The organism is Natronolimnobius baerhuensis, assembly GCF_002177135.1.
Taxonomy (GTDB): Archaea; Halobacteriota; Halobacteria; order Halobacteriales; family Natrialbaceae; genus Natronolimnobius; species Natronolimnobius baerhuensis.
Window position 1 is genome coordinate 601,479 of sequence record NZ_MWPH01000001.1, and the last position, 21,054, is coordinate 622,532.

19 protein-coding genes and 1 tRNA gene are annotated in these 21,054 nt (G+C 61.1%); 11 read left to right on the top strand and 9 right to left on the bottom strand.

The window, feature by feature from the left end; genetic code table 11:
- The first annotated feature begins 454 nt into the window (after positions 1 to 454).
- Positions 455 to 862, top strand: coding sequence for a DUF2391 domain-containing protein (locus B2G88_RS03000; RefSeq protein ID WP_245835281.1), 408 nt, complete (start codon positions 455 to 457; stop codon positions 860 to 862).
- Between the two features lie 43 nt (positions 863 to 905).
- On the top strand, positions 906 to 2,162 hold the full coding sequence (locus tag B2G88_RS03005; RefSeq protein ID WP_087713931.1) for a magnesium transporter: 1,257 nt from the start codon (positions 906 to 908) through the stop codon (positions 2,160 to 2,162).
- 266 nt (positions 2,163 to 2,428) lie between these two features.
- On the opposite strand, the gene B2G88_RS03010 is transcribed toward B2G88_RS03005, so the two are convergent.
- Positions 2,429 to 2,502 (bottom strand) — tRNA-Thr (locus B2G88_RS03010).
- Between the two features lie 126 nt (positions 2,503 to 2,628).
- Positions 2,629 to 3,651 (bottom strand): class I SAM-dependent methyltransferase, encoded by a 1,023-nt coding sequence (locus B2G88_RS03015; protein ID WP_054863041.1) that lies wholly within the window; start codon positions 3,649 to 3,651, stop codon positions 2,629 to 2,631.
- Positions 3,652 to 3,765: 114 nt separating this feature from the next.
- Between B2G88_RS03015 and B2G88_RS03020 the strand changes: the two genes are divergently transcribed.
- From B2G88_RS03020 to dph5, 3 genes are all read left to right on the top strand, one after another.
- The gene (locus B2G88_RS03020; protein ID WP_054863042.1) at positions 3,766 to 4,191 is read left to right on the top strand and encodes a Rieske (2Fe-2S) protein; all 426 of its coding nucleotides are present in this window, start codon (positions 3,766 to 3,768) and stop codon (positions 4,189 to 4,191) included.
- A 72-nt stretch (positions 4,192 to 4,263) separates the two neighbouring features.
- Positions 4,264 to 4,668 carry a RidA family protein gene (locus B2G88_RS03025; protein ID WP_054863043.1) on the top strand — a complete coding sequence of 135 codons (405 nt, stop codon included), beginning with the start codon at positions 4,264 to 4,266 and terminating at the stop codon, positions 4,666 to 4,668.
- Between the two features lie 218 nt (positions 4,669 to 4,886).
- A complete protein-coding gene (gene dph5, locus B2G88_RS03030; RefSeq protein ID WP_087713932.1) occupies positions 4,887 to 5,660 on the top strand; it encodes a diphthine synthase in 774 nt (257 codons plus the stop codon).
- A 181-nt stretch (positions 5,661 to 5,841) separates the two neighbouring features.
- Here the strand turns inward: dph5 and B2G88_RS03035 are convergent, their stop codons facing one another.
- Positions 5,842 to 6,564 carry a ThuA domain-containing protein gene (locus B2G88_RS03035; protein ID WP_054863044.1) on the bottom strand — a complete coding sequence of 241 codons (723 nt, stop codon included), beginning with the start codon at positions 6,562 to 6,564 and terminating at the stop codon, positions 5,842 to 5,844.
- A 266-nt stretch (positions 6,565 to 6,830) separates the two neighbouring features.
- On the opposite strand from B2G88_RS03035, the gene B2G88_RS03040 reads away from it, so the two are divergent.
- From B2G88_RS03040 to B2G88_RS03050, 3 genes are all read left to right on the top strand, one after another.
- Positions 6,831 to 8,429, top strand: coding sequence for an RICIN domain-containing protein (locus B2G88_RS03040; protein ID WP_087714284.1), 1,599 nt, complete (start codon positions 6,831 to 6,833; stop codon positions 8,427 to 8,429).
- 99 nt (positions 8,430 to 8,528) lie between these two features.
- Positions 8,529 to 9,515 carry an LLM class flavin-dependent oxidoreductase gene (locus B2G88_RS03045; RefSeq protein WP_054863045.1) on the top strand — a complete coding sequence of 329 codons (987 nt, stop codon included), beginning with the start codon at positions 8,529 to 8,531 and terminating at the stop codon, positions 9,513 to 9,515.
- Positions 9,516 to 9,650: 135 nt separating this feature from the next.
- Positions 9,651 to 10,892, top strand: a complete 1,242-nt coding sequence (locus B2G88_RS03050; RefSeq protein WP_087713933.1) for a mandelate racemase/muconate lactonizing enzyme family protein — start codon at positions 9,651 to 9,653, stop codon at positions 10,890 to 10,892.
- 13 nt (positions 10,893 to 10,905) lie between these two features.
- Here the strand turns inward: B2G88_RS03050 and B2G88_RS03055 are convergent, their stop codons facing one another.
- Entirely contained in the window at positions 10,906 to 11,844 is a 939-nt protein-coding gene (locus B2G88_RS03055; RefSeq protein ID WP_087713934.1) for a dihydrodipicolinate synthase family protein, read from the bottom strand.
- Between the two features lie 123 nt (positions 11,845 to 11,967).
- Here B2G88_RS03055 and B2G88_RS03060 point away from each other — a divergent pair, with 123 nt between their 5' ends.
- Positions 11,968 to 13,104 (top strand): mandelate racemase/muconate lactonizing enzyme family protein, encoded by a 1,137-nt coding sequence (locus tag B2G88_RS03060; protein ID WP_054863046.1) that lies wholly within the window; start codon positions 11,968 to 11,970, stop codon positions 13,102 to 13,104.
- Between the two features lie 336 nt (positions 13,105 to 13,440).
- Here B2G88_RS03060 and B2G88_RS03065 read toward each other — a convergent pair whose 3' ends face one another.
- The 4 genes from B2G88_RS03065 to B2G88_RS03080 form a co-directional block, all read right to left on the bottom strand.
- Positions 13,441 to 14,280 (bottom strand): NAD-dependent epimerase/dehydratase family protein, encoded by an 840-nt coding sequence (locus B2G88_RS03065; RefSeq protein WP_087713935.1) that lies wholly within the window; start codon positions 14,278 to 14,280, stop codon positions 13,441 to 13,443.
- Positions 14,281 to 14,325: 45 nt separating this feature from the next.
- The gene (locus B2G88_RS03070) at positions 14,326 to 14,631 is read right to left on the bottom strand and encodes an L-rhamnose mutarotase (RefSeq protein ID WP_087713936.1); all 306 of its coding nucleotides are present in this window, start codon (positions 14,629 to 14,631) and stop codon (positions 14,326 to 14,328) included.
- Between the two features lie 67 nt (positions 14,632 to 14,698).
- Positions 14,699 to 15,700 (bottom strand): Gfo/Idh/MocA family protein, encoded by a 1,002-nt coding sequence (locus B2G88_RS03075; RefSeq protein ID WP_087713937.1) that lies wholly within the window; start codon positions 15,698 to 15,700, stop codon positions 14,699 to 14,701.
- A gap of 90 nt (positions 15,701 to 15,790) precedes the next feature.
- Positions 15,791 to 16,468 (bottom strand): carbohydrate-binding family 9-like protein, encoded by a 678-nt coding sequence (locus B2G88_RS03080; RefSeq protein ID WP_054863051.1) that lies wholly within the window; start codon positions 16,466 to 16,468, stop codon positions 15,791 to 15,793.
- Between the two features lie 150 nt (positions 16,469 to 16,618).
- On the opposite strand from B2G88_RS03080, the gene B2G88_RS03085 reads away from it, so the two are divergent.
- Together B2G88_RS03085 and B2G88_RS03090 are read left to right on the top strand one after the other, a co-directional pair.
- Positions 16,619 to 17,896, top strand: coding sequence for a BNR repeat-containing protein (locus B2G88_RS03085; RefSeq protein WP_087713938.1), 1,278 nt, complete (start codon positions 16,619 to 16,621; stop codon positions 17,894 to 17,896).
- A 50-nt stretch (positions 17,897 to 17,946) separates the two neighbouring features.
- Complete coding sequence (locus B2G88_RS03090; protein WP_087713939.1) at positions 17,947 to 19,155, top strand: glycoside hydrolase family 88 protein; 1,209 nt, start codon at positions 17,947 to 17,949, stop codon at positions 19,153 to 19,155.
- Positions 19,156 to 19,212: 57 nt separating this feature from the next.
- Here the strand turns inward: B2G88_RS03090 and B2G88_RS03095 are convergent, their stop codons facing one another.
- On the bottom strand, positions 19,213 to 21,054 hold the full coding sequence (locus tag B2G88_RS03095) for a DUF2264 domain-containing protein (RefSeq protein ID WP_087713940.1): 1,842 nt from the start codon (positions 21,052 to 21,054) through the stop codon (positions 19,213 to 19,215).

The window sequence follows — 21,054 nt, forward strand, 5'->3', positions numbered from 1 at the left end:
ATTCTCCGATAAATTTAACTCGAGATAGAAATAATACTCGGGTGGCGAGCGAGCACAGCCGTACTGTGTCCTCAGCCAGACACCGACTCGGTTCTCGTTTACTCCTCGCCACGACTACTTTCGTCGCCTTCTGCATCACAGCTCGAGCGGGACCGTTTCGAACGGTAGTGCTAATCGTCTCATCGTTCTCGAGACCGAGAAGGAGTACCACCAATCCGTTTTGGCTTCAGCGCTTTCTTTCGAGGAGCGGAATACCCACTGCGGGCGTTGACTGATCACCACCCGCAGTCATCTCACCCCCACACCTTCGTGTGGGTTCCCAAAGTACTTCGGAAGCACAGTTAATACGGACAGTCTCGATTTTCGAAATGGCGAGGGGTGGGGGACTGTCGTTGCCACCGGCTCCCGTGCGAAGACATCACCACCTCGCCAACTGCGGAGAACGAAAGTTTCGGTGGCTGACTCTGCCCAACAGATCGTCGGTTGGTTTCTCCTTGCTGGGCCGTTCGTGGTGACCGAAGAAGTCTGGCTCTTCGCAGAGAATATGAGTCTCCTACAGGCAGTAGCCACAATCGGCGTCGTGTGTGGTATCGGATACGCAATGCTGTACAAAGCGGATACGAAGCGAGATCCAACTACTGAACAACGTATTGCTAGAATCCCTGTCCAATCTTTTTCGTTGATGATGGTCGCGTTCGGTTCAGTGACGATCTTGGCACTCCTGTTCGATGCACGGGATACGGTTCTCGAATCCGTCGAATCTAACCGCGAAATAGCACTCATCACGTTCAAAACAATCAGCGTTGGTTCTGTGTTCAATGTCGTTGGAGCAGCCACTGCCGATAGCGTCTTTTCACGATAGCGCAACCGGTCATAATTTGGTGCTCGGCTTATATACTCAGCACATGACTCGGCAAAGGGAAATACAAGAGGCAGTTGCGATGGCTTCGGAGCCATCGTCTCCGTTCACAGACCTGCCAGTGAACGAGTGGCGGGACGTGTTCTTCGGACTCACCGAAGACGTGAAAGGACACCTCATCGCGGACATGAGTCAAGGTGAATTGGAGACGTTTATCGACCCGCTCGATCCAGACGAGGTGACGGACGTTCTCGGATACACTAACAAGGAGACACGTGAGGCAATGCTCGCAACGCTCAATGGCGAGCGCCGCAAGAAAATCGAATTTCTGCTCTCGTTTGATCCTGAAAGTGCAGCCGGAGTGATGAGTCTCGATTATGTTACCGTCGATGAAGCACGGAACTTCCCCGAAGTAGTCGAACGTGTTCGTCGGTTCGAGGAGAGAACAGGACAGGTTCCGACGATTTTCGTCACTGACGATGGCGAGTTACGTGGCGAACTCCCCGGCACAGCGCTATCCGTGGCTGATGAGGAAACCGAAACGATCAGTGACTACGTCCAAGAGACGCCACACATCCGATATGATCGCGAAGACGAAGAGGTTCTTGAGGTGTTCAAGCAAAATCGTGAGCGTTCCGTTGCCGTACTTGATGAAGAGGAAGACATCCTTGGAGTGATTCACTCCGAAGACTTGCTGCGGCTGCTCGAAGAGGCACGTGGGGAGACACTCTATGAGTTCACCGGCGTCGCTGAGGAGGAGAGCGTTCTCGACGGTCCGGGAACGAAGGTACGGAGGCGATATAAGTGGTTGATCCTGAACCTCGGAACGGCGTTTATGGCTGCAGCGGTCGTTGGGTTGTTCGAGTCAACTATCGCTGCCGTCGCTATCTTGGCAGCATACATGCCGGTTGTCGCCGGGATGGGTGGAAATGCTGGGACACAAGCGATGGCAGTCACGGTTCGTGGGATTTCACTCGGTGAGGTGTCACTCAACACTGGCAAACGTGTCATCTTCAACGAAGTGGTTGCCGGTGCGGTCAATGGGATGATTACCGGCGTGCTTGTCGCCGTGATCGCTATCGCCTTTTCGTTCGGTGAGTTTGGCCTCTTACTCGGGGCCGTTATTGGTATCTCGATGGTCGCAAATCTCGTCATCGCAGGCTTTTTTGGTGCCATCACGCCGCTGTTGCTCGACCGAATAGGATACGATCCGGCAACCTCTGCGACGATCTTCATCACCACGGCAACCGATGTGCTGGGCTTTTTTGTCTTCCTCGGATTGGCCCAAGCAGTCCTGTTATAAGTCGCCGGTTGCTTTCTGTCTACTAAATGATGACCGGTCTGATGGTTCCAAGCCGACCGCTCTATCTATGTGATTGGCGATACTTATTCAAAACACGTTAGAACTATCAACAACAGAGCATTTTAACAAGGCCGGATTATCAGTAATTCAGTAGGGGCCGGTAGAGGATTTGAACGACGCCGAGACGCGCAGCGAAGCGAGCGTCTCGTCTACTTCAAATCCCTCCAGTCGCTCTGTTACTCCTCACGTCCGTTCGTCACAGAAAGAGCCGGTGGAGGGATTTGAACCCTCGACCTAATCCTTACGAAGGATTCGCTCTGCCAGTCTGAGCTACACCGGCACCGATTCGAGTGTACTTACAGATAGGTGGGATGAAGGGCATAAGGATTGCGAATCAAATCGCTCGTGTGAACGCAGTGCGTGGGTCTCTCTGTCGTGCGGGACTCGAGAGTCCCAAACCAACCGATTAGCGCTCGAGGCGAACGTCTAGACAGACGTTCAGTTCATGCGGAGCATACGAGCGGACGGTGTGGCGTGTCTCGACAGTCACGTCATACTCGGGTTCGGCGACAGCACGAATCGTGCGCTCGCCGGGGCCAAACGGGTCGTCTTCGTGCTGGATGTCGTAGTAGTGGAGCACGCACTCATCGCCGGCGAGTGCGACCGCGGTCTCGAGGAATTCGTCGGCGCTGTGGGGGAGGTTCATTACGATGCGGTCGGCCCAGTTGTCGTAGTTGGGTGCACCACCTTTCGTCGTGGACGGCTGTTCTCTGTCCGGGTCGGCGAGTGTTCGGACGTTCGCACAGATTGCCGTCACGTCGTCGACAACGTCGTTCCGACGCGCGTTTTCACGAAGGTACGCGATGGCATCCGGATTGATATCCACCCCGACGCACTCGGCGCCGCGTTTGGCGAACGGGATCACGAAGGGGCCGACGCCAGCGAACATATCGAACGCTCGCTCGCCCGTCTCAACCTGTTGTGTGATGCGATGGCGTTCGGTCGCCAGTCGCGGCGAAAAGTAGACTGCGGCTAAATCGAGCGCGAACTCACAGCCGTACTCGCGGTGGACGACCTCGGTGTTCTCGCCGGCCAGTAGCTCCCAGTCGCGAACGCGTGTCTCACCTTTCACCTTCGAGGCCTTATTGAGGACCGTCTCGACCGGCAAATCGGACTCGAGGATCGCTGTCGCGATTTCCTGGGCGCGTTCGGGGTCGTCTTCGTCGAGCAACGCGGCCGTCCCGAGGCGCTCGTAAGAGGGATCGAACTCGAGAATGTCGGCGGGCCGGGTCTGCGTTTCGCGTTCGTCGACACGTCTCGAGACGAGGTCGAACTCGTCGGTCACGGCGTCGCGGTCGGTCACCGGAATGTAGAGCGTTCCGTCTTCGACCGTAATCTCGTAGTCGTCGTCGATCAGGTCCGCGTCTGCCAGTTCGCGACGCGTTTGCTCCCCCGACTCGCGGGCGACGCGGACACACGGCACTTCCATATCGGTACTGAACCGGCCGGTGGTGTAACGCTGACGTTTTGTGCACGTGTACCCGCGTTCGCAAACCCGTCTCCCGATACGAACGTTTTCCTTCGATCACGACAAGAGGCGGGCATGAGCGCTCGGATGCGACTGACAAGCGTCGAGACGGTACACGAAGACGGGTCGTGGTTGTTTACGGGCCGGGATGGACACGGCGAACTCGAGGAGGTGCTGCTCGTTCCCTGCGAGGACGGTGCCGAAGCCTGGGTCAACCGCTGTACGCACGAAGCACAGCGACTGGATATGGGCCGTGGGGCGGCAATACGCGACGGCCAGGTCATCTGTCCACGACACGGCTCGATGTTCGACTCGTGTTCGGGCTACTGTGACAACGGCGACGCTGCGGACACAACGTTGCCGTCGGTTGACGTTGCCACCGAGGACGGCACCGTTTATCTTACTGATGACGACCTGTCGTATCTCCATGACGGCGGAATCGAGGAGTCGGACCGCGACGACAATAACGGACCATCGTCGACATCGCATATCTCGTTTTAAGCAGGAACCGATTCAGGACGGCTGGTGTGGAGACGACGACTGATTTTATACCTCAAACCGGAAACACAGCGTATGGAACGGACGACGATCTCGAGCGGCACTGAGTGGGAATCACACGTCGGCTACTCGCGAGCTATCCGCGCGGGGTCACACATCCACGTCTCGGGGACGACAGCAACGGACGAAAACGGCGACGTGGTTGCACCTGCAGATCCGTACGCACAGACGACATACGCCCTCGAACTCATTTCGAGTGCACTCGAGGAGGCGAACGCAAGCCTCGAGGATGTCGTCCGAACGCGGTTGTACGTCACAGATATTGAGGAGTGGGAAGAGATTGGACAGGCACACGGCGATGTGTTCGAGACGATTCGACCGGCAACCAGCATGGTCGAAGTCCAACGGCTCATCGATTCGGCCCACTGCGTCGAAATCGAAGCCGTCGCAATCGTCGACGGTCATGCCGAGCAGACGTGATCGGAGACCTGTAGTAGCCACTACAAGTCACTGCACACCTGATCGCCAGATGGCTCGGCGATCAGTGTGTAACTAGTTGAAGTTGTTACTATAACCCACTCCAGCAAGGGTTGATCGAACCGCTGTTCTCTTCTCGAGGCACACCCACACCGCCACTCGTCACCACGAAAAACTGCGGACTCGAAAGCTTATAGCCGCGCCTGTGACTACGAAATGCTATGCTCACCTTCATCGGGCTTGGCCTCTACGACGACCGTTCGATCACCGTCGAAGGTCGGGACGCCCTTCGAGACGCTGATCGCGCCTATGCCGAGTTCTACACCAGCAAACTCATCGGCACGACACTCGAGGACCTCGAGGCCGCCTACGAAACTGACATCGAGGTTCGAGACCGCGCTGGCGTCGAACAGGAACCGGACGATATCCTCGCAGCCGCCAAAGACGAGGACGTCGCTTTCCTGACTGCGGGAGACACGATGATTTCGACGACGCACGTCGACCTCCGACTCCGGGCACACGAGCGCGGAATCGAGACACACGTGATCCACGGCGTCACTGCCCAGACGGCTACCAGTTCACTTACAGGACTGCAGAACTATCGGTTTGGGAAGGCAACGACGCTTCCGTTTCCCTACGCCCACGGCGCGGATGGGTTGCCCGCGAGCGTCACGAATACAATCGACGACAATCGGGCAGACGGCCTTCATACCGTCGTCTACCTCGATATCAAAGCCGCACGCGAGGAGTACATGACCGCAAGTACGGGTGCAGAACTACTCGCCGAGGAATACCCCGACCTCGTCGGCGTCGTCGTCGCTCGAGCAGGCAGTCCCGACCCGCTCGTCGAAGCCGGGACGATGGACGAACTCGCAGATCGGGAGTTCGGTGATCCGCTGCATCTGCTCGTGATCCCCGGAGACTGTCACCTGCTCGAGGCCGATGCGCTCGTCGAACTGGCCGGAGCCGACAGGGGCGCCCTCGAGATTGCCTAACTCGAGTGCACGGTCTCTGCTGTGCGGGTAGCGTCGATACGGTACCGAATCGCACAGCGCACAGTCATCACCCACACCCGGACCTACCAACTAAATTATTATCCTTTGGATCTGTCATACGGGCGTTTTTCGAGGTGCGCTGAGAGTACAGTGTGGATGTGATAGGGGAAAGGACCCAGCGTTACTCGAGCGGTTCGATGGGGTCGTTTTGGCCCCAGTCTGGGTCGGCCGCGCCCTCGTTCGGCGTGGCCCAGTGGACGGCGTTTTCGATCACGCGCTGGACTTCGTCCTGGTAGTAGATCGGGTACTCCTCGTGACCGGGTCGGAACGCGAAGATGCGTCCGCGCCCGCGGCGATAGCAGAGTCCGGAACGGAACACTTCGCCGCCTTCGAACCACGAGATGAACACCGTTCGGTCGGGTTCGGGGACGTCGTAGGGTTCGCCGTACATCTCGGTTTCGGGGATTTCGAACGACTCCGGCAGGCCGTCGACGATGGGATGACCGAAGTCGACCGCCCAGAGGCGTTCGGTTTCGCCGCCGTGGCGGTACTTGATGTTACAGGTCGTCCCCAAGAGCCGTTTGAACGGTTTGGAGTTCTTCGCAGAGTGGAGCGGAATAAAGCCCATTCCATCGTGGACCCGATTGACGACGCGTGTGGCCACCTGGTCGCTCAGTTCATGATTCGCACAGTGTGACCACCAGACGAGTACGTCCGTCTCTGCGAGCACGTCCTCAGTGAGGCCGTGTTCGGGTTCCTGCAGGGTTGCAGTTCGAGTCTCGAAGCCAGCATCCTCGAGAAAGGACGCGATTGCCCCGTGGATGCCGTCAGGGTAGCGCTCGGCGACGTCGTCCGATTCCTGTTCGTGAACGTTCTCGTTCCAGACCGTCACGCGTGTAGCCATACCTCATCGGCCGATGGGAGTCGTAATCAAACTGGCGGCACGGGCACGCCTTGAGTCTGCTGGCGGTCCTCGAGAGGCCGACTGGCTGGCGCAAAATAGACAGACGACGTATGTTTCACTTTGTGCTGTCAAAATCATCGATCAATAAGTGGTAGAATCAAAGGAATTAAATACAACATTGTTGATCGTGATGGTGTCGTATGGCAGACAGTGACTCACTAGAGGAGAGAGCAGTGGATCGACCGACGACCGAACACTCACGAGCCATGAGCCGCCGACAGACGTTGGCAGTACTGGCAGCAGGACTGACGACTGCTGGCGTCGCAACCACCGCAACTGCGGACAGCCACGAGGCGGATGTCTGGTCCGATGGCGGGACCTGGTACGCCGAAGCCCACGGCTCGGAAGTGTACAGCGGCAGCGACTACATTACGGCGATTCAGGCCGCTGTCGACGGACTCACCGACGGCCGCCAGTCCAAAGAGACGGTCATTGTTTGGGACTCGGGCACGGCTGACCTCGGCGGCGACACCGGCGTTGAACTCCCAAGTTACACCGTACTCGACATTCGTGAGACGATGACGGTCCCCGGGTCGGGCGGGGTTCCGATCTACGCTGACTCGGTCGAATCAATCGAGATTCCGACCTACTCGCTCGAGGGCAGCCCCGATATGGGCGTCCAGATTCAGCGCGCGAGCGACGTGTACTTCGGTGACGTGACGATGGACATCGACTCCGGCCTTGGCATTCGAATCGACAACGCCTACGAGACCGGCAACGCGGTGACGACCGAGGACGTGACCATCGACTCGGCGACGATTTCCGGATCGGGCTCACACGCCGTCGAAACCTACGGCGTTCACGACATCGACATCGGAACCGTCGAGACGGAAGACACCGGCGGCTGTGGCCTCCTGTTAAACGACACGAGCAGCGCAAACGTCGACCTCGTTGACGCCATCCGCGCGGACGAGGGCGGCGGCTACGCCGGCTTCCGCTGTGCGAACGACGCCGGCCCGAACATCCACGTCGACGAGGTTCGCGCGAGCAACTGCGGGCGCGGCGTCTTCACTGTCTCGGGCAGCCACGGCATCACAATCGACCACGTCGATATCGATTCCTGCGGTTCGAACCTGATTCAGGACTCGAGAGACGTCGAGATCAACGGCGGATCGATTACGGACTGCGGGGGCGAGGGTGTCCGCATCGACTCGCGCAGTGACGACGGCCACCACCACACGCGCGACGTGACGATCCAGTACGTCGACATCCACGGCAACGATTACGGCGTCCTCGAGACCGGCCCCGACACGGAAGAAAACGCGATTCTCGACAACGACTTCTGTGATAACGGCACCGACATCGAGACCTACGCCAGCAGTACGACGGTCAGTGGCAACACCTACTGCAACAGCGGTGGCGGCGGTGACGGTCCGATTTCGGACGGGACCTACCGGATCACGAACGTCAACAGCGGGAATCTCCTCGAGGTCGAAAGCGCCGAGACGGAAGAAGGCGCGAACGTCCAGCAGTGGAGCGACACCGGCTGTTCCTGCCAGCACTGGCACGTTAGCGAGGAAGGGGACGGCATCTACACTCTCGAGAACGCAAACAGCGGCCATCTACTCGATGTCGACGCGCTTGGCACCGACGAGGGCGATACGCTGATCCAGTGGTCCGATACGGGCGGCGACAACCAGCGATTCGTTATCGAAGACGTTGGCGGCGGCGAGTATCGACTCGAGAACGTCAACAGCGGGCTAGTCGTTGACGTCTACGGCGGGCGAACCGACGACGGCGACGATGTCATCCAGTGGTCCTGGAGTGGCGACGACAATCAGCGCTGGACGTTCGAGGAGGTATAGGAGCGCGTCGGCCACACCCGAACGAGGGCGTTCCGTCGACAGGACGTGTCATACAGCACAAAAGGTAAGTAGGTGTATTACGGATTTCGAGGCAACCACATGAAGTTCGGGATTTTCCCCATTGAAGGCGGTGACCGATGGACAGGCGTCGTCGAACAGTGCCAGCTCGCCGAAGACGTTGGATTCGAGACCTGCTGGGTCAACGACCACCAGGCGACCGAGGGCGACAACTACTGGCCCTCGCCGCTGACGCGCCTGACCAGTATCGCCGAAGGCACGGAGGACCTCGAGTTGGTGACCTCCGTCCTCATCCTGCCGCTGTATCACCCGCTGCACGTCGCCCAGCGCGCGGCGATGCTCGATAACATCTCCGACGGTCGACTCACGCTCGGCGTCGGACTCGGCTACGTCGAAGAGGAGTTCGAGGCATTCGACGTGCCAATGGACGAACGCGCCGGTCGGATGATCGAAGGCCTTCGATTCATCGACGAGTTCTTCCGCAGCGACGAACCGATCACGTTCGAGTGTCCGTTCTTCTCGGTCGAAGACTGGGAGCCGCTGCCGAAGACGGTACAGGACCCGCGCCCACCGCTGTGGATCGGCGGCTGGGGCGACAAACAGATCGCTCGCTCGGTGAAGTTCTCCGATGCGTGGGTGCCGGGCGTCGTCGCCGACCTCGGCATCGTCGAAGACCGCAAGGAACTCCAGCAAGAGCGCATTGAAGACAGCGATCAGGAGTGGGACGAGATCGCCCACCCACTAATGCGCGAAGCCGTCATCGCCGAGACCGAAGAGGAGGTCATGGAACGCAAGAAATACCTCCACGAGACCTATGTCGCGGAGTACGGCGGCGAGTTCTCGCACCCACTGATGAACGCCGACAGCGTCGAGGACTTCGAGGAACTGGCAGATGACCGCTTCATCTACGGCACGCCGGACCAGATCATCGAACAGATCGAAGCGATGCAAGAGCGGTTCCCGCTTACTGAACTGACGCTTCGATTCCACCACTCGGGCATGCCCGCCGACCTGGTCGAAGACCAGATCCGCCTGTTCGGTGAGGAAGTCATCCCCGCCTTCGAGTAAGTCAGGACCGCTTTTCAACACTTACCAGTCATCCGTTCACACCGGATACGCCTCGAGAGCCATCTCATGATCGCGTTGCTGTTGACCCTTGAGTGTGAGCGGTGGATTCATTTCGGTGCCGTTCGATGGGTGGGTATGGAAATCGCGACAGTGAGCGGCTACGCTCTCTCGTCACCAATCGACCCAGTACAGGACCGGCTGTTCCATGGCGGCACGCGCCGTCTGCACAAGCGCGATGTTGTCCTCGTCGTCGTCGAAACGCGCGATGGCACCCGCGGGTTCGCAACCGCTGGAGCCAGCAGTTCCGCGATGCGCGAGTACTTCGAGGGCGACTCACAGGGGACGTTCGCCGATGTGGTCAACGACACCATCGCCGACGCACTCGAGGGTGAGACACTCGAGGAGATCACTGACGTGGCGGCGCTCATTCGAGATACCGCATTACCAGCGCACCTGCAGACGGAAGCGATTTCGGCGCTCGATGTCGCACTGTACGATATCCGCGGAAAGGAACTCGGTGCACCAATTTACGAGTTGCTCGCCGAGGAGTACGACGACGAGCCGACGACGGAGATTCCGCTGTACGCGAGCGCGGGCATGTACATGGAACCCGAGGGCTACGCCGACCAGGCCGCAGTCATTGAAGACGCGGGCTTTTTCGGCTACAAGTACCGGCCCGGGATCGGTCCCGAGGGCGACCGCCAGACGGTCGAGTTGCTCGCAGAGCGACTCTCGGAGACGGAATTCATGCTCGACGTCCACACCTGGTGGAAACTCGGCGAAGCCTACGGCGAAGACGTCGTCCGCGACCTTGTCGAACACGCCGCGGATTCGGGTGCCTACTGGGTCGAAGAACCCGTCGAGCCGACCGACCGCGAGGGGTATCGTCGGCTCGCCGAAACGGGCGCGCCACTCGCCGGCGGCGAAAGCGAGGAGACACCTGCGTCACTCGTCGAGCTCGGCGAAACCGGATCGGTCGCGTTCTTGCAAGGCGACGTTCGCCACCACGAGGGCTTCACTGGCTGTCTCCCAGCAATCGAGTCCTGCCGTGGCCGCGACGTCGAGTTCGTCCCGCACAACTTCGGCACCTGGGTCGGTCTCATCGCCAACGCCCACCTCGTCGCCGCCGCGCCGGAGGTCCGACTGCTCGAGTACCCCGTCTTCGAGAACGACCCGCTCATCGACGCCGAGCCGGATCCGGGCATGTACCCCTTCGAACTGTCCTTTGACATTCTCGAGGGCGAACCCGCGGTCTCTGACGGGCGGTTGACCGTCCCTGACGGGCCGGGACTCGGACTCGAGGTCGACCTCGACGTCATCGAGGAGTATCCCTTCACCGAGGGGCCGTGGACTGAGTTCCAGTACGACGACGAGTAAAATCGGTGGCTGACTACTCGAGCAGGCGCTCGAGGTCGTCGTCGAGTTGCTGATAAATCTCTTCGGCGCGGCGTTCGTCCGCGTCCGACAGCGGCTGAATGGGTTCGCGCACGTTGCCGCCGTTGAGTCCGGCGAGTTCGAGTGCCTTTTTCACTGCGGAGACGCTGATTGCACCGGGAATCTCGTTGTGCTGGCCAGTTTCCTCGCGGAACTGCTGGTACGGCAGGCAAGCGTTTCGAAGTTCGCGGGCGCGTTCCCAATCGCCACTCGAGAGTGCGTCGAAGAGTGCGAGGCCGACTTCGGGGCGGAAGTTGCTGACGCCGGCGGAGAAGCCTTCGATGCCTTCTGCCCAAAAGGAGACGGCGTAGGGTTCGGCGAGGCCATCGACCCAGACGACGTCGTCCGCGCCAGCGGCAACGCCAGCGCCGAGTTTGATCGGGTCTGGCAGGGCGTACTTGATGCCGACGACGCCGTCGATGCGGGTGAGGTCGCCGAGGTACTCGACGGATGGCTCGAAGCCGCGGACGTAGGGAACGAGTGGCGTCTCGGTCGCCGCGTCGAGTTTTCGGTAGTACTCGAGGAGGCCGCGCTCGTGGATGTAGGTGTGATCCGGCGGCATGATCATCATCGCGTCGACGCCGATCTCGTCGTAGCGCTCGATCAGGTCGATTGCGTTGGTCGTACTGCCGCCAACGCCGGCGAGGACGCAGGCATCGTCGGGCAGTGCGTCGACGCTCGTTTCCGCAACTGCGACGCGTTCGTCTTGCGAAAGAGAGTGATACTCGCTGATGTTCGCCGTCGCGAGGAACGTTTCGATACCGGCACTCGAGAGTGTCTCGGCGTTCTCGCGGATGTCATCGTGGATGATCCGACCCTCGTCGTCGAACGGCGTCAGCAGTCCAACGGCGACACCGCGGAGATGCTCCCGTACGTCGTCAGCTGCAACTGTCATACGAGCGTTCTGACCGCGGATTACATTAAACCCATCGACGCTCTCGTCGGCGCTCAGACCGGCAACGGGCGTCGTTTGCCCTCGAGCACAAGCTATATTGGACCCCCGACCGGGCGTCTATGCATGCACATCACCGATCTCGAGACGATTCCGATCAGCCACTCACTGCCTGACGGCCACGGCCTCGGCGACGCGCGAAGCTTCGGCCACGACCGGGCGACGACACTCCTGCGATTGGAAACGGATACCGGTCTCGAGGGCTGGGGCGAGGCGTTCGCACCGGGACGAATCGTCGAGGCAACGGTCGCGGAACTGTTCGCCGAGGACGTACTCGGGATGGACCCATTCGCCGTCGAATCGCTCGCCGTCGAGTCCTATACGAACCCGTATCATTTCGGCGGGGATGTCTTCGTCCAGAGCGTCGTCAGCGCCATCGACGTGGCCTGCTGGGATATTATCGGCAAATCACTCGAGCGGCCGGTCCACCGGATTCTCGGCGGCACAGAGTGCGAGTCGCTCGTCCCCTACGCCTCAACGATGTACTTCACCGAGCAAGAGCGCCCGCTCGAAGAGCCGATTCAGGAAGCCGTCGACGAGGGATTCACGGCGGCGAAGATCAAGATCGGCGCGAACACCGACACTGACGTCGAACGGGTGCGAACCGCTCGAGAGGTTCTCGGCGACGACGGCCGATTGATGGTCGACATGAACGGCAACTATCGGCCCCACCAGGCAATCGAGACGGCACACGCGATTGCCGAGTACGACATCGACTGGATCGAAGAGCCAGTGCCGCCGGAAAACGACAGTGGCTATCAGGACGTGAAAGCGGCCACCGACATCCCAATTGCTGCTGGCGAAGCCCACTACGGTCGATTCGCGTTCAAGAAACTTATCGACAACCGTGCGGTCGATATCGTCCAGCCGAACCTCGGCCGCTGTGGTGGGCTCTCGGAAGCCCGACTTATCGCCGACATGGCGACCACCGAAAACGTCGCCGTCAGACCCCACATCTGGAACAGCGCCGTCGGCATGGCCGCTGCAATCCAGTTCGCCGCGAGCGTCACCGACTACCCGCACACCCGCAACATCCCCGACCCCATGCTGATCGAGTTCGACCGCAGCGAGAACCCACTTCGGGAAGACCTTCTCGAGTCGCCGTTCGATCCATCCGGCGGCGAACTCGACGTCCCACAGGAACCCGGACTCGGGATTTCAATCGACGAGGACGCCCTCGAGCGCTATCGCAGCGACGAGTAACACACCTGTGTTTCAAATATCGAAGCGAAAACCATCCGGCAGCACCGAACGGTTGGGCTGACACCCAGTAGGCAGCTACCATTCCATCACACAGCCTCGAGAGGCCCACATCCCGATGTAGAACAGAATATCTGCGAAATGAATTACACAGGTACGATTGTAACAGTCGTGAGGTCGTTATCGATTCTCACGGAGGACGCAAACTCACATATTCGGTTATACCGGACGCAGCGAGCGAGGTATTCACACATCACAGATACCTCTCGAGGTCGCTGAATCAGTACAGTGTTCAAGTCGGGGGAACCCGCACGAAAAAACGTCAACAGTCGTTCGAAACTACGCTGGCGGTTCGTCCCACTCCTCGCCGTTATCCTGTGGCGTGTAGCCGATAAGCGAGCGCGCGTGCTCGAGTGAGTACCAGCGTCGGTCGTTATCACTGACGCCGTGAAAAATCTCGAACCCATCGAGATCGGCCTGCAGACAACAGTCGATCTGATGGGCGAAATCCCGGCGAGATTGCCACATCGCTTTCATGCGGGCGACGTTTCGGTCGTACTCGTCGCTGCCGTGTTCGAACTCGTCGTTGTCCGCTTTCTCTTCGGCATCACCGTACGGGTGATCGTACGCAGCCGAATTGACCGTACAGATTCGGATCGCGTAACACCGCTCAAGTGCAGAGTCGTTCTCGACGTACTGGCGGCCGAGGTTCTCACCGAACGCCTTGGTCGTCCCATAGTACGAATCAGGGCGCACGGGATCGGTTCGCTCGAGAGCTATTCCGTGCCCCGGCTGATAGATGTCTGGCGCGTGTTCTTCCTCGTACATGCCCATGACGTGGTTCGTCGAGCCGAAAATCATCGTCTCGACGCCAGCGTCGTCGGCCGCCTTGAGTACGTTGTGCATACCCTCGATGTTCGGATCGTGGACCTGCTCCCAGGTGCCGTCTGTCTCGGGATACGCCGCAAGGTGGATTACGGCGTCCTGTCCGTCGAAGGCAGGTCGAATGGCGTTGTAGTCGCCGACGTCTGCAAGAACAGTGTCGTAACCGCCGTATGGGTGACTGTCGTCGCGATCCGACCGGTTCAGATAAGTAAACTCGTAGTCGTCGCGGTCATGAAGATGGTCGATGATCGCTGTGCCGCACCGACCGTACGCGCCAGTGACCAGTACGTTCATACCGCTAGCAGGGCGCGTAACCGATATAAACGCTTGGGAGACGCCTCACCGCAGCCGATACACTTCGTCCATCCACCCGCCGTCCTCGCTTGGCTCGAGAATGCCGTCCATCACCTTGTCCCAATCAGCCTGGGCCTCGCTCTCGTTCATGACCTCCTTGAGCGCATCTGGGTCCTCGAGTTCCAGAAACCCGAAGACGTGGCCGTCTCGCTCGAAGACGGAGTAGGTCTCGATGCCGGCGTCGGACTCGAGATACGCCGCCTCGAGTGCGTCGTGGACGTTTTCGTGAGTCTCTCGATACGCATCGCGCTGTCCGTCGACGATTGCTAGGTGGAACGCAATTCGCTCCATAGAAATAGATCAGTTCAGGAGCACATAGCCGTTTGGGTCGGCGAATCCGCAGGCAGGTACCTGCGAACTACTCGAGGTCGACTGTTACCCGTTCGCCCGTGCGCGCCGACTCGTAGGCTGCATCGAGCAGTGCCGTCACTCGGACGACGTCATCGACCGTCGCTGGCGGTTCGGTTCCGGACTCGATGGCCTCGAGAAAGGCCTCGACTTTCCCGGGTGCGTCCTCGTGGTCGACCGCACAGACCGATTCGGCACCGTCGGCGTCGAGTTCTGTCAGCGTGGGCCGCCCCCAGTCGCGACTGGTCAACTCGAGTGCGCCGTCGTCGTCCCAGATACGGATGCGCTCGCGTTCGGTCGGCGCAGTTGCGGTGTCGCTCATCGACGCGAGCGTCCCGTTTGCGAATCGAATCGAAAGGACGGATTCTTGGTCGATTTCTTCGGCATCGTCGTAGAACGTCATCTCGGCCGACACGGATTCGGGCTTGAGGCCAGTCATCCAGACGAGTGACTCGAGGACGTGCGTGCCGACGCTAAAGAGATGGCCACGCCCGCCCACGTCGGGGTCCGTTCGCCAGTTCGTGCCGGACTCGAAGTGATGCGTCCAGTCCTGGGTGAGTTCGCCGGTCATGAACGTCGGCTCTGCATCGCCCTCGTTCCAGCGCTCGTAGCCCCGGCTGAACGCCGGATCGAGATGACGCTGATAGCCCGCCATCAGCACCTGCGAACTGTCTTCGAACAGCGCAGCGACCTCTCGAGCCTCCTCGAGGTCGATGACGACCGGCTTCTCACAGAGCACGTGGAGGCCGCGGTCGAACGCCTCGAAAATCTGGCGGTGATGAAACGCCGGTGGCGTCGCGATAATGACTGCATCGAGATCGTGGGCGTCGTACAGCGCCGTTTCGTCGGTGTAACAGGCGTCCTCATCGACGCCGAACTCCTCGACTGCCGTCTCGAGATTGTCCGTATTCACGTCGACGACGGCCTCGAGCGTCGCGTTCGGATGGTCGAGCAGTTGCTGTGCGAGCAATTTTCCAAACCCGCCGAGCCCCAGAATCGCAGTCCGAATCATGGCTCGAACAACAGAGAGTCGGCAGTTAGGTGTTTCCCTTCCGCCACTGGCACTGCCAGAAGGCGCCACCCTCGAGTGCGATACCGACGATCACTCGAACGCCAGTCGACCGAAGTACGACGGCGAGTGGTAGTCGGGTTCGGGTTCCGCAATCGGGTTCCACGTCGACTTTTGGGTGTCCGGCAGGCCGCTGCGATAAAGGTTCCCTCGCCACTCGGTTCCCGATTCGGGTGCGATCTCGAGGCCGGTCACGTCGCTGAGGACGGCAAACGGGATGCGGGCGGCCAGCCACCACGACTCGTCGTCCGGCGCTGACGCTTTCGTCGACCCTGAAACCGAGGTTCGAACGTCGACCTGCTCGGCTACGTCGGGCATGATCAGTTCGCGGCCGATCCCTCGTTCCTCCCAGTCGGTTTCCTGCCAGGCAAGTTTGAACTGTCCGCAGCAGTTGGGTTCGAAATTGAAATATCGCGAATCCTCGCCGGGAGTCGGATCGGCGAACAGTTCGACCGAACTGTCCTCGAACGTCGGTCCGTTCAACTCGGTCACCGACGCGGTGATCTCGGTGTCGTCGACCTGAAACTGCGCGTACAGTGCCGCCTCGTCGTAACAGAGTCGCGCCGTCGTCGCCGGCTTCGGTTCGTCGCCGTCGTGCCACGTGAACTCCTCGAGTGCGAGCGCGGGAACGTCGGCCCAGACTGTGTCAGTGTGCTCGCCCGTGAGTGGGACCTCTTCGGTGACTCGAGTGATCGAATAGGTTTTCGTCATCGCTTGTCCGTGGATTTCGCCGACACTGAAATAAATTGCTGTGGTCGACACGCCGGCCCTGCGCGCCCGTGTCGTCGCGTCTCTGTCCGTCCATCGTCTTGCGTCGCAGTGTCATAAGAGCTATGGGTTCCCCACAAGACATGCGTTGACATGACGACGACTGTCGACCTTCGCGAGCAGACATCGCTCGAGATAGCCGATGTTTGGGCTGGGACACCTGCACCGTTCGATTGCTACACGCACGGCGACCACCAGTTCGTCGCGTTCTACGACGCCGAGCGACGGCTGACAGTCGGGAGTCGCACGCTCGAGTCCGAGTCGTGGACGCTCGTCCGACTTCCCGAGGATCGACGGATCGAGTGGGACGCGCACAACTCGCTCGTCCTCGCGGTCGACAGCGCCGGGCACCTCCACGTCAGCGGGAACATGCACGTCCATCCCCTGAAGTACTACCGGACGACCGAGCCACTCGCAATCGACACGCTCGAGCGCGTCGACGAGATGGTCGGCACAGACGAGCAGCAGGTGACGTACCCGCAGTTTCTGCGTGGGCCGGACGACGAACTCGTGTTCACATACCGCGACGGCTACAGCGGCGGCGGCAACTGGCTGTACAACGTCTACGACGCCTCGAGTCGCGAGTGGGAGCGACTGCTTTCGGAGCCGCTTACGTACGGTGGCGACGCGATGAACGCCTATCCCCACGGCCCGGTCGTCGGCCCCGACGGCACCTATCACGTCTGCTGGGTCTGGCGAGACCACGGCGGCGCACAGACGAACCACGACCTCTGTTACGCCCGCAGCCCCGACCTTCGTGAGTGGGAGACCAGTCAGGGCGAGCCACTCGAGGTCCCCATCGATATCAACTCGGGCGACCTCGTCGACCCCGTCCCACCCTACGGCGGGATGATCAACAACAACACGAAGATTGGCTTCGACAGCGAGGATCGGGTCATCATTAGCTACCACAAGTTCGACCACGAGGGCAACACCCAACTCTACAACGCCCGCGCCGAGGCCAACGGCTGGGAGATCTACCAAACGACCGACTGGGACTACCGGTGGGCCTTCGGCGGCGGTGGCACGATTCCGTTCGACATCGAGTTCGATCCGGTCGAACACGAGAACGGCCGACTCACCCAGACCTACGAACACGTCGAGTACGGCACCGGCAAGTGGGTCCTCGAGGAGGAGACGCTGACGCCGACTGACTGGTACTCGCCGTGGCACACCTACCCTGACGACCTGCGCGAAGTGACTAGCGACTACCCCGGCATGCAGGTCAACTGGGCCGAAGACAGCGGCGACGCGCCCGGCGAAACGCAGTATGCGCTTCGCTGGGAAACGCTCGAGGAGAATCGCGATAGAGCCCGTGCGGATGACCCACCGGCGACGACGCTGACGCTGTACGCCTTCGACCGGCAGTAACGGACTCGAACGTCGGTGCGTTTATGAGAGCCCCCATCCTGTGCCAGCATATGTCACGACAGCCAGCGGCGCTCGCGGCCGCCGTTTCCGATCCCGGTGTGCCCGAGCGCTACCACGAGTCGCAGTCGCCCGCAGTCGACACCGCCACGCTCGAGCGCGGACTCGCCGATGCACTCGAGCAGGTTGAGGCTAACCTCGATCCGTTCTACGACCGGTTTCCGACCGCCTCGAGCGACGATCTTCTCTACCCTTCGACCGACAATATGGGTGGCTGGACGACGAGTTTTTGGACCGGCCAGTGCTGGCTCGCCGCCGACGTGACCGGCGACGACCGGTTTCGCGACGCCGCCGACACCCAACTCGAGACGTTCGCTCGTCGACTCGAAGACGGCGACACGGACACGCACGACCTGGGCTTTCTGTACACTCTGTCGGCGGTCGCCGGCTACCGGCTGACAGGGCAGTCTGACTACCGAGAACTGGCGCTCGAGGCCGCGCAAGTGCTGGTCGAGCGCTACCGAGACGGCCCCGGGATCATTCAGGCGTGGGGGCCACTCGAGGAGTCACAGGACGGGTGGGTTCAGGGGCGGATGATCGCCGACACGATGATGAACCTCCCGCTGCTGTACTGGGCCAGCGAGACCACGGGCGAGCACCGATTTGCAGCGATTGCAGACACGCACGCACGGACGAACGCCCAGCACATCGTTCGGTCGGACGCATCGACCGCCCACACTGTCGTCTGCGATCTCGAGTCCGGCGATCCGCTCGCAATCGAGACACATCAGGGCTATGCCGACGACTCCTGTTGGGCACGCGGGCAGGCGTGGCAGGTCTACGGCTACGCGCTCGCCGCGACCTACACCGGCGAATCAGCGTATGTCGACCTCGCGGCGAAACTGGCGAACGCTTACCTCGAGCGCCTCGAGTCAGATCACGTCCCCCGCTGGGACTTCGACGCACCGGCAGCTGCCGTCCGAGACACTTCGGCCGCCGCTATCGCGGCCTGCGGGCTCGACGAACTCGCAGGCGTGCTGCCAGCAACCGACGAACGCACGCCCCAGTACCGGGCGGCGTCACTGGCGATGCTCGAGTCACTTGCCGAGAACTATAGCGCACCGACCGACTCGAACGGCCTCCTGAGCGACGCGGCGTACAACCAGCCCGAAGACGACTACGACGAGTGTTGCATCTGGGGTGATTACTTCTATCTCGAGGGCCTGACTCGGGCGACGGAGGCGTGGCAGCGCTACTGGTAGCCCGCTAACCGCTGACTTCGTTGTGGTGCGAACAGGCCACTGTCCACCGCGCAGCGCTCACCGATCACAGCGAATCAGGTCCGAGCCGTCAGCGTCGACGACACAAATCGGCTCCGTCGACTCGAGGCGCGGCGGCTCGTCCCACCGATCATCGCCGTCCGGACTGGCTGCCGTGACCGCCGTCACCAGCCAGTGAACGCCGGGTTCGTGCTCGCCGACGAGCGTCGGGACGACCGTTCGCGGGTGACTAACGTTTGTGTTCGGCTCCTGGCCCCTTGCCTCGCCCGCCCGATGGCCGCGGAGGTCACGAACGCCACTCGAGCCGCCAGGTGTTCGACACCACGCGCGCTCGTCGTCCGTTCGATTCTCGTGACGCGCTGGACTGTCGGCCTCGCCTTTCGGCAGCGCGAAGCCACCTTCTGCGCTGTTGAGCGGACGTTCGGTCTCGAGGCGATGCACGCGGACGTGCCACGGCGTCGCGGCCGCGAGCCAGGTCTCGACGCGCACGTCATCCCAGGGCGACCAACGCGAATAGAGCACGTCGTCCATAACGGCCGTTTCGTCGATGCGCTCTCGAATCCGATAGTCGCGGCCGTCCTCGCTCAGCGCGAGCGCGCTATCGTGGCCGGCCCCCTCGAGGCCGGGTCGTCGACCGCGGACGCCGAAGCCGAACGCACTCGAGTAGGCGAACTTGGTGTACTTTTCGCGGTACTGCGTGGACTGGCCGGCGGCGAGTGCGTAGTGGTGATCTGCGCCCCGGTCGCGACAGACGACGAGTTCGGGTTCGGACTGGACAGTCTGTTCGGGCAACGCTGGCAGCGGCTCGGGTTCGGCTTGCCAGAAGGGATGGTCCGCCTCGAGTGCAAGCGGGAGGAACGCCTTCAACGCCCAGTAGGGCGAACTCGGCGAGTTGTAGGGTTCGCTCACCTTCAGTGTCGGGTAGCGGTAGCCGACCGAGAGGACACCGCCGTCGGTGAAAATCGGCTGCTCGGCCCACCACTGGATGTTGCGCAGCCAGAGCCCCTTGAGTTGCCCCCACGGGAGCGCCTCGCAGTCGGCGAACGCGAGCGCGCCCCAGAAGGCCGTCTGGGCGAACCGGTAGGTCAGGCTCCGGCCGTAGGGCAGGGCCGCACCGTCCTCACGGAACCAGTGGCGAAACTGCGGCGCGAACTCGACGGCCCGCTCGCGAAAGCGCGCGGCCCGCTCGGGATCATCGTCTTCGGCCAGCGTCGCGTAGAGCAGTCCGTAGGTGTGCATCGCCCACGGAATGTAGTAATCGCGCGCGCTCTCAGCCGGCGGCCCGTCGGCGTACCAGCCGTCCGCCGTCGCGAACGACTCGAGGCGGTCGAGCGTCTCTCGAGACAGGTCGCGGTCGTAGGCCTCGCCGACGTTCTCGAGCCCGAGATGGACGAGCACGCGAAAGAACAGCCAGTTGCAGTCGTGCAGGTCGGCGTCGTCGATCTGCCGGAGATACGTTGCAACTTGCTCCTGTGTCGCTGGCTCGAGTGGGTCCCAGATTCGTTCGGGCGCAAGTGCGAGTGAGAATCCGATTGCCGCCGTCTCGACGTGCTTCTGTGAGTTGTCGCCCGCTGGTCCCCAGTGCTCCGGATGGTCGGGATCCGTTCCGTTTCGTAGCCCCTCGCGAATCCGGTCCCAACCATCGTACTCGTCTTCACCCGTTGCACTCGAGGCCCCCGCAGCGAGTGGGGCGAGCCCCCACAGCGGCCGTGCGAATCCCTCGAGGTCGGCCGCGATATCCGGAAACCAGGCCCCGCCTGCGCTCGGTTTCAGCCGAGCACCGCCGGGACTGCGATGCGTCTCGAGTGGCTCGACCAGTTGGCTGACTGCGCGCGCGATATCCTCACGCGTCTGGAGTGGGTTGTCAGCGAACGCGTTCAT

What these genes read in the sequence shown, in the direction of transcription:
- B2G88_RS03055 (WP_087713934.1), bottom strand. Translation starts at nt 11,844, where the DNA reads ATGACAGTTGCAGCTGACGACGTACGGGAGCATCTCCGCGGTGTCGCC.
- B2G88_RS03035 (WP_054863044.1), bottom strand. Translation starts at nt 6,564, where the DNA reads ATGGCTACACGCGTGACGGTCTGGAACGAGAACGTTCACGAACAGGAA.
- B2G88_RS03080 (WP_054863051.1), bottom strand. Translation starts at nt 16,468, where the DNA reads ATGACGAAAACCTATTCGATCACTCGAGTCACCGAAGAGGTCCCACTC.
- B2G88_RS03060 (WP_054863046.1), top strand. Translation starts at nt 11,968, where the DNA reads ATGCACATCACCGATCTCGAGACGATTCCGATCAGCCACTCACTGCCT.
- B2G88_RS03045 (WP_054863045.1), top strand. Translation starts at nt 8,529, where the DNA reads ATGAAGTTCGGGATTTTCCCCATTGAAGGCGGTGACCGATGGACAGGC.
- B2G88_RS03090 (WP_087713939.1), top strand. Translation starts at nt 17,947, where the DNA reads ATGTCACGACAGCCAGCGGCGCTCGCGGCCGCCGTTTCCGATCCCGGT.
- B2G88_RS03015 (WP_054863041.1), bottom strand. Translation starts at nt 3,651, where the DNA reads ATGGAAGTGCCGTGTGTCCGCGTCGCCCGCGAGTCGGGGGAGCAAACG.
- B2G88_RS03075 (WP_087713937.1), bottom strand. Translation starts at nt 15,700, where the DNA reads ATGATTCGGACTGCGATTCTGGGGCTCGGCGGGTTTGGAAAATTGCTC.
- B2G88_RS03020 (WP_054863042.1), top strand. Translation starts at nt 3,766, where the DNA reads ATGAGCGCTCGGATGCGACTGACAAGCGTCGAGACGGTACACGAAGAC.
- B2G88_RS03005 (WP_087713931.1), top strand. Translation starts at nt 906, where the DNA reads ATGACTCGGCAAAGGGAAATACAAGAGGCAGTTGCGATGGCTTCGGAG.
- B2G88_RS03025 (WP_054863043.1), top strand. Translation starts at nt 4,264, where the DNA reads ATGGAACGGACGACGATCTCGAGCGGCACTGAGTGGGAATCACACGTC.
- B2G88_RS03040 (WP_087714284.1), top strand. Translation starts at nt 6,831, where the DNA reads ATGAGCCGCCGACAGACGTTGGCAGTACTGGCAGCAGGACTGACGACT.
- dph5 (WP_087713932.1), top strand. Translation starts at nt 4,887, where the DNA reads ATGCTCACCTTCATCGGGCTTGGCCTCTACGACGACCGTTCGATCACC.
- B2G88_RS03070 (WP_087713936.1), bottom strand. Translation starts at nt 14,631, where the DNA reads ATGGAGCGAATTGCGTTCCACCTAGCAATCGTCGACGGACAGCGCGAT.
- B2G88_RS03095 (WP_087713940.1), bottom strand. Translation starts at nt 21,054, where the DNA reads ATGAACGCGTTCGCTGACAACCCACTCCAGACGCGTGAGGATATCGCG.
- B2G88_RS03065 (WP_087713935.1), bottom strand. Translation starts at nt 14,280, where the DNA reads ATGAACGTACTGGTCACTGGCGCGTACGGTCGGTGCGGCACAGCGATC.
- B2G88_RS03085 (WP_087713938.1), top strand. Translation starts at nt 16,619, where the DNA reads ATGACGACGACTGTCGACCTTCGCGAGCAGACATCGCTCGAGATAGCC.
- B2G88_RS03050 (WP_087713933.1), top strand. Translation starts at nt 9,651, where the DNA reads ATGGAAATCGCGACAGTGAGCGGCTACGCTCTCTCGTCACCAATCGAC.